Raw genomic sequence first — 14,618 nt, forward strand, 5'->3', positions numbered from 1 at the left:
GCATAGATATAATCCCGGGTGTAAATAGCCCGAGTGGTGTTGAAGCGGCGTTAGAGCTTGGCATCACTACATTGAAGTTCTTCCCTGCAGAGCCTTCTGGTGGGACTTCCATGCTCAAAGCACTTCTCGCGCCCTATGCAGATATTCAGGTTATGCCAACAGGGGGAATAAGCCCAGCTAATATCTCAGACTACCTCTCGATTCCTAGAGTTATAGCTTGTGGCGGTACTTGGATGGTGGATAAAAAGCTCATTGAAGCCAAGGACTGGGAAACCTTAGCCAGGCTCACTCGCGAAGCGGCGGGATTGGTGAATAGCTAAACCACGGACCTTACCCTTGATAAGAAATCTAGGGCAAGGTCTTCACTCTCAGGGATTATCAATAATAAAATTGCCGGAATTTTTCAAGGTAGTTGTCATCACTTTCTTGTTTCTTGCTCCGTCAGCACGCATTTGGATGTTCTGAGTTCGGATAACTTTTAGTAGGGGAAACTAGCGTTTCATAAACTGTGCACGATATTTCATCCTAAGTAGAGTTTATTAAACCCGACCAAAAGCTTTGAGAAAGTTCTTGGGCTGTTGGTGAAACCTTACATGCTCGGGATGATTAACCTTCCTCTTTCCCCTAAAAGGCGGCGCAATGTATCCCCAATTTGAACATCTTGAGAAATTTTAGGTGTGTGATGAGATGGTCACCTCTATCTCGGCATCGCAATGTGCCATGATTAACTTTTGACAGAATCAAGGATAAAGGTGACCAACATGAAATATAGGCTTATTAGTATCGATTTAGCAAAAAATGTGTTTCAGATTGCTGTATTCGACCGACAAAACAGACCGGTTTCGAATTGCCAAGTACGCCGAAATAGATTGTTGGACACGTTAAGGCAATATGCTCCAACCACTGTTGTGATGGAAGCTTGTTACAGCTCAAATTATTGGGGGCGTGCAATTGAAAAGCTTGGGCATACGGTGAAGCTCGTACCTGCTCGAATGGTTAAAGCGATGCTAGTGGGGAACAAAAATGATGCTAATGATGCGATTGCCATTGCTGAGGGGCTTTGTTGCCGAAATCGAATGAACCAAATCAAAATCTTACGATCAGATCAGGGACATTCATTTACTGACTTTGATTTAATGCCGAAGCCTCGCTATAAAACCACCAACTGGCGCAAGTACAACAACTCCCTAGTCAATCGAGGTTCACTCACTTTCTGGATTGACGAAGAAGCAATAACAGAGTGGAAACAATCTAAACAGCATAGACGTGGTAGACCGCGATTGTTTAGTGACTTAGCTATCACGACCGCTCTCATGGTGAAGCGCATCTTTTCTCTGCCCTTAAGGGCGCTACAAGGCTTTATTGACTCAGTATTTAAATTAGCGAATGTCCCATTGGTTTGTCCTCACTATACCTGTATAAGTCGCCGAGCCAAGGATGTAGAGGTTAATTTCAAAGCCTCAACACACGGCACCATCCAACACCTAGCTATTGATGCAACTGGGCTCAAGGTATACGGTGAAGGAGAATGGAAAGTGAAAAAGCATGGAACTGATGGCAAGCGTCGAGTCTGGCGTAAACTCCATCTTGCGGTTGATACAGACACACATGAAATTATCGCCGCAGAGCTGACATTATCAGGTGTGACCGATGCGGAAGTACTCCCTAACCTACTCAAACAAACACGCCGAACCATCAAGGAAATCTCGGGAGATGGTGCATACGATACAAGAGAGTGTCACAGAGCGATTAGGGTTAAGAAAGCGACACCTTTAATCCCTCCGCGTGAAGGTGCAGCTTTCTGGGAAAAGAGGCATCCACGTAATCTGGCAGTTGGCTGCCAAAGCTCTACGGCTCGAACAAAAAGTGGAAACAGAAGTATGGTTACCATAAGCGTTCATTGTCGGAGACCGCGATGTACCGCGTAAAACAACTACTCGGTGCTTCACTCACTCTTCGAAATTACAACGCACAAGTGGGAGAGACTTACGCCATGATCAAAGCACTCAACAAGCTCACAGGGATAGGTATGCCTGAAACTCAGTATGTTGTTTAAAATGCAAGCTATTTAGCTAGCGTTCGCTCTTCAGTTGAATTCGGCAACAAAGCCGTGGCGCAGAGCGCTTAACCTTACCCTGAAACTGTTTAATACTCTTCTTGCTGTGGGTGCGGCGGTTAGCTTTTTTATCGCGAGGAGCGCGTTTGCTTTCACCAGTTGACGGCTTATCGGTTACCGGAAAGCCCTCCAATTCAGCCAAAGGCAGTTCACGCTGAGTCAGTGCTCGAATTGCATTCAGCGCCTCCATTTCACCATGACAGACTAATGAAAGCGCCATCCCCTGCTCTCCTGCCCTAGCGGTACGGCCAACACGATGAACGTATGTTTCAGCATGCATCGGCAGTTCAAAGTTAACAACGGCTGGCAGTTGATCGATATGAACGCCACGAGCTAACAGATCGGTAGCAATCAGAACATGACTCTGACCTGTCTTGAACTGAGCAAGAATCTGCTCTCGTTCATTCTGATCTTTGTTTCCATGTAGAGCTTGGCTGAAAATACCCGCCTTATTAAGTTTTTTACTTAGCGCATCTGCGTTCTCTTTGGCACCAATAAACACCAAAACCTGTGACCACTTATTCTGTTGAATCAACTCGATCAAAGCCTTCGTTTTGCTGCCTTTGTTAACCAGATACAAACTTTCAGAAACATCTTTATTAGTACTATTTTGCTGATGAGCGCTAAGTTCAATTGCACTGCGCATCAAGGTGCTTGCCTGTTTTTTAAGCTGATCTGAAAAAGTCGCCGAAAACATCGCCGTCTGACATTGTTGATTAGTACGACTGGCAATGGTTTGTACATCAGGCCAGAAGCCCATATCCAATAAACGATCCGCTTCATCGAGAACCAAATAAGAGACGCTGTTCAAATTCAGTCCATCATTGATAAGGTCAAGCAGACGACCCGTTGTTGCAACAATGATCTCCGGTTGCAGCAAAAGAGCTTGCTGTTGTTCAGCTTTATCCACACCACCACATAGACAGATGGCCGATAAGTTAAACGCAGCCGCTGTCTGGTTAAAAACCTGAGTTACCTGTATTGCTAACTCGCGTGTTGGAACGAGTACCACCGCTTGCTGTTTAGGGTCAGCTTTAATCTTCTCTACGAGTGGTAAGGCATAAGCTAACGTTTTACCACTCCCAGTGTTCGCTAGTGCGATGAGATCCTTTCCAGCCAATATCTCAGGAATCACCAGAGTTTGGATATCGGTAGGTTTACTGATATCAGCAGATAATGAGCTCACGAGCTCAGGACTAAGTAAAAGAGTACTGAATGGCATGAATTAACGACCTTAGCAACTAGCGAAGAAACAGTGATTGCGTCCATATGGTGTGATAGCTCACAGGAACAGCCAGCGGGGGAGTATATCATCAAAACCCGCGTCACGGCGCGATTCAATAATAGGTAAAGCGGAGAATATTATGGCCGTGATTAACGATACAAAGAGCGGGCAATGGCTCTATTTCTGACATCACTGTGAATAGGAATTAGCTCAATCACCTAGCCGTTGCTCTTAACTCCGCAGCCTTTGATGACTAATTGGGTTAAAAACTCAGCAGCCTGACGATAGTCTTCGTTATCAAGCTGAGGTTTCTGCATCACATTACAGATCTGCCAACCAAAGTCAGCGTATGTCTGAGTAGCCGCCCAGATGGTAAACATGAGGTGTTGAGGGGGAACATCATCCATAAATCCAAGCTGAGACCAGGTCGAGAACTTATCCATCATCATTCGAGCCTGCTTAAAAAGCTCATCACCAATATCTTTTGGCAGTGCTTTCGCACCCGACATCACTTCATTGGCAAACACTTTTGACGCATGAGGGTGATCCCTTGAAATACGCAGTTTGGCTTCTATGTATTGGCTCAAAGCCTCTACCGGATCGCTCAACTCTTCAATAGGACGCGATGCTTCAAGCAATGGCTGAGTCACGGTTTGCAGCACTGCGTAATAGAGCTTATCTTTGGAACTGAAATAGTAGAACACGTTCGCTTTAGGGATATCAGCGGCCTTGGCAATATCGATCATTTTCGTCGCAGCGTACCCTTGAGTCGCAAACTGCTCACTCGCCACTTCGATGATCAAGTCCTGATTTTTCTGCCTAATGCGAGTCATTACGTATTCCTATATCAATCTGTTAAGTCATAGTAAACAAACTGCTAACAATGGTAAATGACGTTACCAAAAAGGTTAGAGCCCGTTTCATTGAGCAAATCCCTGTACCTTATAAGACAAACCAAGTATAGATTTGAATGATAATATCGTAACAAACTTCCAAAGTTTCCATTAAATAAAAACGGCCACTAAAATCGTGGCCGTTGGAAACATGAGAATAAGGTAACTTAATCAAACTTCATTGCTAGCGCAGCCGCAATATTACGTGAGGTCATTTCGACGTTAAATGCTGCTTCTTTTAGCGCCGTCGGTAAGTCCGTCGCACCTAAAACGACACTGTACACCGCATCTAGACCATGATCGTGAACCACACGGCAGTCCTGCGCGGTACTGCCTGCGATACCAATCACAGGCAAGTTATACAGCTTAGCGGTACGAGCAACACCAATCGGTGTTTTACCATGTATGGTTTGGCTGTCAATTCGCCCTTCACCCGTAATCACTAAGTCTGCATCTTTGATCACTTCAGCAAGATTGACGGCATCCATGACAATGTTGATCCCAGGACGGAGCGTCGCATTAAACAAACCAAGTAACGCAGCCCCTAGCCCTCCAGCAGCACCCGCTCCGGCTTGATCAATCACATCCTTACCGTTGGTCTGAAGAATCACCTTAGCGTAGTGAGCAAGGTTTGCATCTAGCTGAACCACCATTTCTGGCGTCGCTCCCTTTTGGGGACCAAAGATATGTGAAGCACCTTTTGGACCACACAACGGGTTATCGACATCACAGGCCACTTCCAATTGTACGGTCGCTAAACGCGAGTCCAGCCCCGACAAGTCAATACTGACCAAATCAGCCAGAGCGCCGCCACCAAATGGTAAGTCAACGCCCTTTGCATCAACCAGTTTCGCACCCAGTGCCTGTGCCATACCCACACCGCCATCATTGGTCGAACTGCCACCAATACCGATAATAATATGGTCAACACCTCTATCAAGTGCCGCTTTAATCAGTTCGCCGGTGCCATATGTGGTAGTCAGTAATGGGTTTCGCTCATTAGGTTCAACTAAATGAAGGCCTGATGCTGCCGCCATTTCAATAACGGCAGTCGAACCATCACCAAGTAGTCCGTAAAAGCCTGTGACTGGCTGACCCAGAGGCCCCGTCACTTCAACCGTTACGATATCGCCTCCAGTCGCGTCAACGAGGGATTGCACTGTGCCTTCCCCACCATCCGCCATCGGCAGTTTGATGTACTCTGCGTCTGGCATGATTTCTTTGAAGCCACTTTCAATCGCAGTCGCCACTTCCATAGCAGTGAGACTTTCTTTGTAAGAGTCTGGAGCGATCACTACTTTCATATATGTTTCCTATTTTGGCTTGTTACAGAAGAACAAGACTTAGAATGTAAACCAGTGTCATTGCTGTCACGCCCTGAACCAAGGTTGCCATGGTTTGTGCGCGGTAAGCGAGTCCAACCGACATACGGCTAAACTGAGAGACAACCCAGAAGAAGCTGTCGTTCGCATGCGATACCGTCATAGCACCAGCACCAATCGCCATAACTGTAAGTACTCGTCCCATTTCAGAGTCTAGTCCGAGTTGAGCTAACATCGGGGCAACAAGCGCAGACGTAGTCACTAGAGCCACCGTTGACGAACCTTGCGCAGACTTTAGAGCCGCCGCAACGATGAATGGCATAAAGATACCGACGCCCAAAGCAGACAAGGTTGTTCCTAAATATTCACCCAGTGGTGTTGCTTTTAGAACCGCACCAAATGCACCACCAGCACCAGTAATGAGTAGAATTGGAGCCGCCGCGGTAATGCCTTGGCTAATACGCTGACCAAACTCTTCAACCTTGTTGTCGCTCTTTAGCAAACGTACTGACAAGAACAAACCAATCAGCAGTGCAGTCAGTGGTTGACCTAAGAACACCAACACATCAAACAGCGCACCCTCACCCAAAGGTAGGCTTGGGAACTTGGCAATTGAGCCAAAACAGATCAATAAAATAGGCACAAAGATTGGTGCAAATGCCTGCCCCGCAGTCGGCAGCTCGCCGTAAGAGGCTTTAAGTTCTTTCCAGTCCTGCTTGATCTCTTCTGCCTGTTCAGCCGCATCAGGTTCAACATCTTTAAAACGATTAGCCCACAACATACCCGCTAGCGCTGCGGTTGCGGCAACAAAGATACCTACACCAATAACCAGACCTAGATTAGATTCAAGACCTAGATTACCTGCGGCAGCAATTGGACCAGGAGTTGGCGGCACGAATGTATGCGTTGCGTATAAACCCGTTGCTAGCGCCACACTCATTGCGACACTGGATGTTTTCATACGGTTTGCCAATGACTCTTTCAGCGAGTTAAGGATGACAAAACCAGAATCACAAAAAACAGGCACCGACACGATGTAACCAATAATGCTCATCGTCAGAGTCGGGAAGCGATCGCCCAGTACTTTAATCACAGTATCGGCCATCGTAATCGCTGCGCCGCTTTTCTCTAGGATGACACCAATTATGGTACCGAGAACAATCACTAGGCCGATATAGCCAAGAATGCCGCCAAAACCTGAAGCGATGGTCTTAGCAATACTGTCAGCTGGTAAGCCATAAGCAAATGCAGCTAAAAATGCTGCTACGATGAGTGCTAAAAAGGGGTGTAACTTAAACTTGGTGGTTGCGAGGACGATAAAGGCTATCACCCCCAGCAGGATTAGGATCAGACTCATGATAACTCCGTTTATAGTAATGTTTGTTCTCTACGCCAGAACTCATTTCCGACATTGAGGGTGTCAGTAGGGACGGGGTTATTATTCAGTGATTCCACCATCATTCCTTTATGCAAACTGACAAATTTTAAGCGACCAAGACGCCCTAAATATGTCACATTGCACAAATTACTCTATTAAATTACAAACATTCAAGTGCTAAATATAACTGCACCTTATGATCTAACTTATTGATTTTTAAGTTAGTAATTTCTTCTATCTTATCTAGCCTATATCGCAGAGTATTGCGGTGAATATGTAGCGCTGCACAAGCTTGAGCTAGATCGCAGTCTTGATCAAAAAACACTCTGAGCGTCTTAATAAGTACGCCTTTGCTATCGTGTCGCACCAGTTTTTCTAACGGTGCCGTCAGTTGAGAGCGCCTCCATTGGTCTTGTTTTAGTCCGCCAACCAATACTGACAACTTATGATCTTGATAGAACAAGATCGCTTCTTTGCTCTTCTCTGCACTCGCAAGCGTCGCTTTAGCGGTTTCGTAAGAGCGCGCTAAACCCGCTACCCCTGAAAAGTATTGCCCTAGTGCGATCTGAATTGAGAAGTCCGCTTCCTGCGCGATGCGTTTCAACAGACGTTTAACCCGCGCTTTCTCTTCATTCTGGTTCCAGTTTCCTTCCACAAGAGTCACTGGTTTTAGCACCACCACTTCGTTCATTGACACAGAGACTATGCCAACAATATTGTCTCGTTCAGGATAGTCCAAGAGATGCACCAGCTTCTGCAAATGCTCTAATGTCAATGACTGTCCCTGTTTCGGTATAACCTTTACTACGGCCGCAACTCTTGGCTGCGCAAGATTCAGATCCAGTCTCTCTGCGATCGATAGCAGTTGGTTCTCGTTTAGGGTCGACCCTTGTATTAGTTGCATCAGCAACTCTTCTCGATGACGCTTGTTCCACTGAATCTGTGCCATCAAGGCTTCTTGCTCAATGATCAGTTCTGCCGTCATCTTGACCAATTCGCCATAACTTCTGACGTCATCCGGTTGGCCCGATATGCCTACCACTCCGATCACTTTGTCTTGATAAAGAATGGGGAGATTGATTCCCTCTTTTACACCAATCAGTGTACTGGCAACCGTCTGATTAATTTCAATAGTACGGTTATCATGAATCGCCAGTAAGGCTCCCTCGTGAGTGCGATGTAAACGGGTTGGATCACTGGATCCGATAATCTGTCCGTTCTCGTCCATAACGTTCACGGGAAACTGGATAATTTTCGTCGCACGTTCAACAATTTGACGTGCGATTAGGGTATTTAACTGCATCTCTTTTGCCCTGTGATATCAGCCTGTCGGCATACCCGATTAACATATCACAAGCCTCCCTCTATTAACTGAACTCACTATATTGCGCAGTTCACAATGAGAAGAAAAAATCCCGAAGTAAGTACGCCAGGTGCCTGCTAAGACGGAGCCCGATAAGCACTCCTACCTTTTGCCTTACAACGGGAACGCGTATAAAAGGAGACAAAAAACTACGCGATTTAGTAGCAATAAATTTAGGGTTCATACCAAACCCAAGGAGCAATAAAGGGAGAGGAATCCTTTACGCCCCGGACGGAATTACTTTCTGATTGAATGATCAGAACGTTTCTCAATCGCTTTAATCAAAGCAGAATGATCCCAATTTTGGCCACCTAACGCCGCGCAATCTTCAAACAGCTCTTGAGCTGTGGCGGTATTAGGTAGTGCAACTCCCAGCTCTTTCGCGCCTGTCAGTGCAAGATCTAGGTCTTTTTGGTGTAGAGAGATTCTAAAGCCCGGATCGAAGGTACCTTCAATCATGCGCTCACCGTGAACTTCGAGAATCTTCGAGCTAGCAAAACCACCTAATAGAGCCTGACGGACTCGTGCGGGATCCGCACCGGCTTTTGAAGCAAACACTAACGCTTCAGAAACCGCTTCAATGTTTAAAGCAACGATAATTTGGTTGGCTACTTTACACGTTTGACCCGCACCATTGTCGCCCACCAAAGTGATATTTTTACCCATCGCTTCGAACAGTGGACGGGCTTTATCAAACGCTTGTTGTGAACCACCCACCATGATGCTTAAAGTGGCGTTAACCGCGCCCACTTCACCACCCGACACTGGCGCATCGAGATACTGAGCACCACTTTCATTAATACGTGCTGCAATCGCCTTGGTTGCCATTGGTGAAATCGAACTCATGTCGATAACCAATTTGCCCTCAGCGCTAGTCGCTGTCAGGCCAGCTTCAACACCTTTTTCACCAAATAGCACATCTTCAACCTGAGGTGTGTTTGGCACCATGAGGATAACCACATCGGCTAAACGTGTTGCCTCTTCTGGTGAGTGACAAACTATCGCTCCCGCTTGCACAAGATCTTTTGGCGGTGGGTTGAAATGGTCTGAAACCACAATGTCATAGCCTGCTTTTTGTAGATTGGCAGCCAACTGCACATGAGCGATTTGCTCGATATTCGCTGACATGGTTGGTGCCAAATCACCTTCCATGATCTGCATGTGGTAGATGTCATACTGAATAAACAGGTTGTCACTACCGACTTCCTTGATGATCGCTTTCGCTTGTGCGAATGCCACCTGCATTTGCTCTGGGTCAGTAACACGAATCGCTTTACAACCTAGACCTTCGACGACCGCCACATGGTCAACACCGTAGCCATTAAGTTCGGGGGCATTTTGGTTCTCGAACGCAAGTTGAACACAGTAATCAATGTCGAACTGACGCTGAGCCTGTCGAATCAAACCTAGGTAGGAGTTGTTCACCAATACATGGATGTAAGGCAAATTAAACTGAGCACCAACCGCTAATTCCTCGATCATAAACTGGAAATCATAGTCACCAGAGATAGCGACGATATCTCGATTTGGATCCGCTGCACGAACACCTAGTGCCGCCGGAGTTGTCCAACCTAACGGCCCCGCCTGACCACAGTTAATCCAGTGACGCGGTTTGTATACATGTAAGAACTGGGCAGCAGCGATTTGCGACAGACCAATGGTGCTGACATAACAGGTATCGCGACCAAACGCCTTATTCATCTCTTCATAAACACGCATTGGTTTGATTGGCGCATCGGTGTAATGGGTTTTACGTAGCATCGTCGCTTTGCGCTGCTGACATTGCCCCACCCAAGCACTACGATTTGGCAATTTACCAGCGTCTCGCCACTCACGAGCCACTTCAACCAAGAGTTCTAATGCCGCTTTAGCGTCAGAGACAATGCCTAAGTCTGGACAGAACACTCGACCAATTTGCGTCGGTTCGATATCAACGTGAACAAACTTACGTCCTTTAGTGTAAACATCCAGTGAGCCGGTATGTTGGTTCGCCCAACGGTTACCGATACCAAAGACAAAATCAGACTCAAGTAGAGTGGCGTTACCGTAACGATGTGCGGTCTGCAAGCCAACCATACCCGCCATTAGCTCATGGTCATCGGCAATAGAACCCCAGCCCATTAAAGTAGGGATGACGGGGACGCCAGTGATCTCGGCGAATTGCTGCAACAATTGTTCAGCGCCCGCATTAATCACGCCCCCACCAGAAACAATCACTGGATTTTCTGATTCGCATAGCATTGCCATCGCTTTCTCAACCTGAGCTCGAGTGGCTTTTGGTTGGTAAGCTTCCAACGGCTCATAGGTATCAATATCAAATTCAATTTCCGTTAACTGTACGTCTATCGGAAGATCGATAAGAACCGGACCAGGGCGGCCAGAACGCATCAGATGGAATGCATGCTGGAATGCTCGTGGCACCTGAGCGGGCTCTAGAACTGTCGTCGCCCACTTGGTGACAGGTTTGGCAATCGACTCAATATCAACCGCCTGAAAATCTTCTTTGTGCAAACGCGCACGTGGTGCCTGTCCGGTAATACACAAGATTGGAATTGAATCTGCCGATGCCGAGTAAAGACCGGTAATCATATCCGTACCCGCTGGGCCTGATGTACCGATACACACACCAATATTGTTTTGATTGGTGCGGGTGTAACCTTCAGCCATATGCGACGCACCTTCCACGTGACGCGCTAAAACATGATCGATTCCACCAAGCTTTTTCATTGCTGCGTACATTGGGTTGATGGCTGCACCAGGGACGCCGAAAGCAATGTTTACACCTTCCTTCTTCAACACCTCTACCGCTGCTTCAATTGCCTTCATCTTTGCCATGCGAACCTCCATTTCAATTGTATACAATTCAAAGATACTTTGTGTACTATGAATCATATTTAGAATTTGGCAACCCCCAAATGCAACATTTTTTCAACATAGAGCATTTACTTTAAGCGATCACTTACCCTTTAAAGCCTAGAAATCATTGCTTTATATAAAATATCTTTACATAAAAATAATCCCTCACGCGCTCAGAGGATCTCTCTTTCCTAACCAAACTTGTAGAGAAGTTTGCACCGCGTAGAGATGCACTATTGCAAGCTCGCGAAGAACAACAAAAGCGTTATGACGCTGGCGAATTGCCAGGCTTTCGCGCTGATACTAAGCAAATTCGGAATGACAAGAGCTGGAAAGCATGGAAGAATCCCAATGGTGGGATGATGTTTTCTCATTCACCGAAGATTACTTTGGCGTTCAACGCGGCACCATTCGCGCCACAGTGCTCATCGAAACGCTACCAGCCGTATTCCAGATGGATGAAATGCTGTATGCCATGCGCGATCACATCGTCACAATGAACTGTGGCCGCTGGGACTATATTTTCAGCTACATCAAAACGTTGAAAAATCACGCTGATCGCATTCTTCCTGACCGTCATGTGGTCGGGATGGACAAAGAGTTCCTCAATGCCTATAGCCAGCTGTTAGTGCGTACTTGCCACCAGCGAGGAGCACTCGCGATGGGGGGGATGTCGGCCTTTATTCCAGCTAAAGATCCCGCAGAGATGGAGCGCGTGACCGCCAAGGTCATCGAAGATAAAGAGCGTGAATCACGCAATGGTCACGATGGTACTTGGGTGGCTCACCCAGCGCTAGTTGACCTCGCAATGTCGGTATTCGAAAAGAACCTTAATGGCAAAGCCAACCAACTTGATTTCGTTAGTCCAATCAACGAAATAGGAGCCGATTTACTGCTTAAGCCATGTGAAGGTAGTCGAGACGAAGCAGGCGTGCGCAAAAACATCCGTATTGCTCTCTACTACATCGAAGCATGGATCCAAGGTCATGGTTGTGTGCCAATTTATGGCCTGATGGAAGATGCTGCAACCGCGGAGATTTCACGTGCCAACATTTGGCAATGGATACATCATGGCGTCGTACTCGACGACGGACAAACCTTTACCAAAGAGCTCTTCCACCAATGGTTATACCAAGAGCTCGACACCATTAAACAGGAAGTGGGCGACACTCGATTTGCTGCTGGCCGCTTTGAACAAACCGCTGACCTTTTCTTCGAGCTGTCGACAGCAAAAGAGTTCGCCACCTTCCTGACCTTACCAAGCTATCAGCTTCTACAAGGAGCTGAGTAATACCTCGCTGACTTACATTGTGTAGGTCAGGCTGGTAAACGTTAACAGGAGATAACATGGGAAGTTTAACTCTAGAACAAGCACTGTCCGTCATAGACGGCACCTTTCAGGCAGGCTTAAAGAACAAATGCGCACCGCTTACGGTCGCTGTTCTCGACAGCGGGGGTAAGCTCATTTCCCTGCAACGTCAAGATGGCTCTAGTATGATGCGACCAGACATCGCCATCGCTAAAGCTTGGGGGGCACTCGCGCTCGGTTGTTCGTCGAGGAAACTCGCTCAGGATGCCGACAGCCGTCCTGCATTTATCTCCGCCGTTAACGTATTGGCTCACGGTAATATGGTTCCAGTACCCGGTGGGTTACTGATCCGAGACGCAGAAAAAAACATCCTTGGCGCGGTTGGTGTCAGCGGTGATCTGTCAGATATTGACGAGTCTTGCGCACTAGGAGGCATTGATCACGCACGACTCTACTCAGACGAAGCCATCTCTTAGCTAACTAGCTAAAGAAATAGGCCCACTAATTCATAATCATAACCCTCTAGGTTCAATTATAGCTTACCAACCAAGCACCTAATCGGTTTCAATTACTTGAAACCGATTATAATCAAAATTTAATAATCAACACTGTAAACATTGTTGATTATTGCCAACATTTCCTCACATTAAAACCTATCTTTTTAAGTAAGAAATCCTACGAACAGCTAGGAAAAAATGCCAACCAATTAACAAAGAAATCATTAAAAAAATTAAAATATAGAATAAAAATCTCGAAGCAATAATAGTTATTATTTTTTACATAGAATGTATCCATAGGTCATGTATGGTAAACATATGAATTGGCATTGTTACACTAGATATGAAGAGTTATGAAAAACATAAGCGAATTTCACAAACTGGCCAAAACAAACATAAACAAAATCCTAAGTGAAATTAATAACAAAGAGACAATATCAAATGTAAAAATTGCATACTATTATACAAAATTAGACAATTTATTGTTTGATATTCTATGTGATATTAATTGGAGAAAAAAAACAAAACGTCCATTAGACCAAAAATGGGAAGATGCCGTAATCCTCTATTCAGGCAAGTTACAAAAAATATACTTAAATACAAATGGAAACGTTAAGGAAAGCCTCAATAAGCTCATGTGCGATAGCCATAAAGAAAGACATGACGAAAGACATGACGAAAGACATGACGAAAGACATGACGAAAGACATGAACTGAAGAAAAACAATATAAAAACATTGAGTCACCCTACCTTTTATGGTCTAAAAAAAATATATTTAAGTCCGTTAAGATCAAACGAAAAAGCAACAAAAAAAAGAAGAAAACCTGAAGATTTAAAACAACTATTTATCAAAACAATGATAAACAATGATTGGAAAATCAAAAAACACTGGCTAAATTGCAACATACAAAAGCAGAGTGGATTTAGTTCATCATTGACTTGTCTTAGTGGATATACCCAATCAACTTGAAAATGCAGGCTTGAGTACCTGAAAATTATCATTGATTCGAGACGTCAGTGAACCTGCGATCTCTGGAAGAGTCACAGTAAAAAATTGATCGATGGCTTCCTTGAAGTCTCGTTTATTTTTGAAGTAAACGTTATTCCTCGACTGCTCGTTCATTACCTTCCAAAGCCGCTCAATTGGGTTGAGGTTTGGACTGTAAGGTGGAAGATAATGTAGTTCGATATTTAGGACAAACGCTGCATCTTTGACTAAGTCACTGCGGTGATATCCCGCACCATCTAAGATGATATGAAGCTTATGGGCTAATGGATAACTCTCTCTTAACTTACAGAAAAAGCGAACAATATTTTCACTGTTAATACTCTCGTAATCGTGAACGATGGTGGCACCAATATCTGACAGGTTTAGTGCGCCAATAATGTTCAATCGGCTACGATTGCCCGTTGTTTCAATCACTTTAGCCTGACCAGTACGTATCCAGCCATGAGATATTTTTGTTAATAAGGTTGGGTGAACTGCATCGATAAAGACTATCGATTCATCCTTGCCACAGCTTGCCTTTAGAGCTTCATAAGCCTCTATGAATGCTTGCTGTTTTGCTTTATCAAACTTGTGTGGAACGCCTTTCGGTTGCTTGTAGCTAAAGCCATTGTGGTGAAGCCATTTGTTCATACCAGAGACCGTATAATCA

General features: G+C 45.5%; 9 protein-coding genes and 4 pseudogenes. 6 read left to right on the top strand and 7 right to left on the bottom strand.

Annotation, left to right across the window (positions count from 1 at the left end; genetic code table 11):
* From DA100_RS07675 to DA100_RS07680, 3 pseudogenes are all read left to right on the top strand, one after another.
* Positions 1-320, top strand: a pseudogene (locus DA100_RS07675) (2-dehydro-3-deoxyphosphogluconate aldolase); the annotation flags it as partial.
* Positions 321-761: 441 nt separating this feature from the next.
* Positions 762-1,082: pseudogene (locus tag DA100_RS21580) on the top strand (transposase); the annotation flags it as partial.
* Positions 1,083-1,136: 54 nt separating this feature from the next.
* Positions 1,137-2,056, top strand: a pseudogene (locus DA100_RS07680) (IS5 family transposase).
* A 16-nt stretch (positions 2,057-2,072) separates the two neighbouring features.
* On the opposite strand, the gene DA100_RS07685 reads toward DA100_RS07680, so the two are convergent.
* The 6 genes from DA100_RS07685 to gcl all read right to left on the bottom strand — a co-directional run bounded on the left by DA100_RS07685 (position 2,073) and on the right by gcl (position 11,132).
* The gene (locus DA100_RS07685) at positions 2,073-3,338 is read right to left on the bottom strand and encodes a DEAD/DEAH box helicase (RefSeq protein WP_138971640.1); all 1,266 of its coding nucleotides are present in this window, start codon (positions 3,336-3,338) and stop codon (positions 2,073-2,075) included.
* A 221-nt stretch (positions 3,339-3,559) separates the two neighbouring features.
* On the bottom strand, positions 3,560-4,174 hold the full coding sequence (locus DA100_RS07690) for a TetR/AcrR family transcriptional regulator (RefSeq protein ID WP_138971641.1): 615 nt from the start codon (positions 4,172-4,174) through the stop codon (positions 3,560-3,562).
* 227 nt (positions 4,175-4,401) lie between these two features.
* Positions 4,402-5,538 (bottom strand): glycerate kinase, encoded by a 1,137-nt coding sequence (locus DA100_RS07695; protein WP_138971642.1) that lies wholly within the window; start codon positions 5,536-5,538, stop codon positions 4,402-4,404.
* A gap of 22 nt (positions 5,539-5,560) precedes the next feature.
* Positions 5,561-6,913 (bottom strand): GntP family permease, encoded by a 1,353-nt coding sequence (locus DA100_RS07700; RefSeq protein WP_138971643.1) that lies wholly within the window; start codon positions 6,911-6,913, stop codon positions 5,561-5,563.
* Positions 6,914-7,094: 181 nt separating this feature from the next.
* A complete protein-coding gene (locus DA100_RS07705; RefSeq protein ID WP_138971644.1) occupies positions 7,095-8,237 on the bottom strand; it encodes a sugar diacid recognition domain-containing protein in 1,143 nt (380 codons plus the stop codon).
* Between the two features lie 297 nt (positions 8,238-8,534).
* Entirely contained in the window at positions 8,535-11,132 is a 2,598-nt protein-coding gene (gcl, locus tag DA100_RS21585; protein ID WP_138971645.1) for a glyoxylate carboligase, read from the bottom strand.
* A 349-nt stretch (positions 11,133-11,481) separates the two neighbouring features.
* On the opposite strand from gcl, the pseudogene DA100_RS07715 reads away from it, so the two are divergent.
* The 3 genes and pseudogenes from DA100_RS07715 to DA100_RS07725 all read left to right on the top strand — a co-directional run.
* Positions 11,482-12,444, top strand: a pseudogene (locus DA100_RS07715) (malate synthase A); the annotation flags it as partial.
* A 56-nt stretch (positions 12,445-12,500) separates the two neighbouring features.
* Positions 12,501-12,938 (top strand): heme-binding protein, encoded by a 438-nt coding sequence (locus tag DA100_RS07720; RefSeq protein WP_138971646.1) that lies wholly within the window; start codon positions 12,501-12,503, stop codon positions 12,936-12,938.
* A gap of 374 nt (positions 12,939-13,312) precedes the next feature.
* Positions 13,313-13,930: a hypothetical protein gene (locus DA100_RS07725; protein WP_138971647.1), complete on the top strand. Its 618-nt coding sequence runs from the start codon at positions 13,313-13,315 to the stop codon at positions 13,928-13,930.
* Here DA100_RS07725 and DA100_RS07730 read toward each other — a convergent pair.
* A partial coding sequence (locus DA100_RS07730; RefSeq protein ID WP_138971648.1) for an IS630 family transposase occupies positions 13,922-14,618 on the bottom strand: 697 nt, incomplete at its 5' end. The two genes, DA100_RS07725 and DA100_RS07730, sit on opposite strands and share 9 nt — an antisense overlap.

The sequence above is a fragment of the Vibrio sp. Hep-1b-8 genome (assembly GCF_006124995.1).
Lineage (GTDB): Bacteria > Pseudomonadota > Gammaproteobacteria > Enterobacterales > Vibrionaceae > Vibrio.